2 protein-coding genes are annotated in these 1,296 nt (G+C 32.6%); both read left to right on the top strand.

Features of this window, described 5'->3' with window-relative positions:
• Positions 1 to 341: 341 nt before the first annotated feature.
• Positions 342 to 767 (top strand): GNAT family N-acetyltransferase, encoded by a 426-nt coding sequence (locus ACFXN8_RS25950; protein WP_386848267.1) that lies wholly within the window; start codon positions 342 to 344, stop codon positions 765 to 767.
• 142 nt (positions 768 to 909) lie between these two features.
• The gene (locus ACFXN8_RS25945; RefSeq protein WP_386848266.1) at positions 910 to 1,221 is read left to right on the top strand and encodes a hypothetical protein; all 312 of its coding nucleotides are present in this window, start codon (positions 910 to 912) and stop codon (positions 1,219 to 1,221) included.
• Positions 1,222 to 1,296 lie beyond the last annotated feature (75 nt).

Below are 1,296 nucleotides of genomic sequence, written 5' to 3'. Positions count from 1 at the left end.
ATCATCTTTCATTTTCTGTGGTGAAGAGCAGATTTTTGCGCTTCATAGATGGCTAACGGGGGCGTTAATGAAAGATCATTGAGTTGCATAGGCAGCTCTTATAAATTGGTGGATAAAGACAATAATGATATGTGGTTTAATCATGGGATAAAAGAAGGTGGTATAGCCACTGGTATTTTTACTAAGGAACAAGAGAGCAACTATATATTACAAGTCTTTGGAACTCAGTAGAAAAGCGGAGTTAATTTCAGTTTTTTTTGCGAGTATGTAAAAATTTTATAAAAGGTTGTTAAGTCGAATTTAGAATACGGTTAACTGACTCAACTATTAGGAGGGGAATTATGCTAATAACTCAACAATGGAATCAAGAGGATCGTGAATATATTCGAAAAAAAGTAATAGAACATAATCTTTCTAAGCTACCTGATGATGTAAAACATCCAGTCAAGAATATTACCTTTATTCTTAGGGATGAAGAAGGAGAAATTTTAGGGGGCATAACAGGAACAATTTTCTGGTATAACTTACATATTGATTACCTATGGGTTGATGAATTACTTAGGGGAAAAGGATATGGGAAAGAGTTATTAAATTGTATAGAAAACATAGCTAGAGAGAACAGGTGCAAACTAATTCAACTTGATACGTTTAGCTTTCAAGCCCCCAATTTCTATCAAAAGAACGGTTATGAAATAGTAGGTGTAATTGAAGAACATCCAAACAAAGAAAATCAGCAGTATTACTTAAAAAAGGAATTGATTTATTGATAAATTTTATCTCGATTCAAGAAACGGGGTGCATTGCTTAAAGATGGGTACTGTGTGAAATCCCATCTTTTTCTTCTTCAACTAACAGTGCAGCATAGTGTAAGAAGACAATTGTTTTAATCATAAAAAGAGGTGAAAATTCGTGGATCAACTGCTTCAACATTTACAAAGAGTTGGCGTACATAACCTAAAAAGTGATCGTGTAGTTATGTTAGAAATTTTAGAGAATAGACTTCATCTTGCTTCTGAAATAGATGTGCTTATTAATGAACTTTTAGATAAATTACATAGTAGTAGTCTGAAAAAAATTATGTTGGAGTGTCCTAAAATACTTTTAGATAGTTTAAATTCTACTAGGTCTAAAATGGAAATCGTTGGTGAAAGAGTTGTATATAGGAGATCTTTAATAACCCCATTAAATGTTTCGATACCAGATTACACACGTGTTGATTAACCAAAATTATACAGTCGTTGAATGATTTATGTCCCAATGAAACATCAGGATTTCTTTCACCCTAATTCGCCATTC

The sequence above is a fragment of the Lysinibacillus sp. NPDC059133 genome (assembly GCF_042755925.1).
In the GTDB taxonomy this organism is placed as follows: Bacteria; Bacillota; Bacilli; order Bacillales_A; family Planococcaceae; genus Lysinibacillus.
This window is presented reverse-complemented; position numbering and strand designations above follow the sequence as displayed.

What these genes read in the sequence shown, in the direction of transcription:
- ACFXN8_RS25950 (WP_386848267.1), top strand. Translation starts at nt 342, where the DNA reads ATGCTAATAACTCAACAATGGAATCAAGAGGATCGTGAATATATTCGA.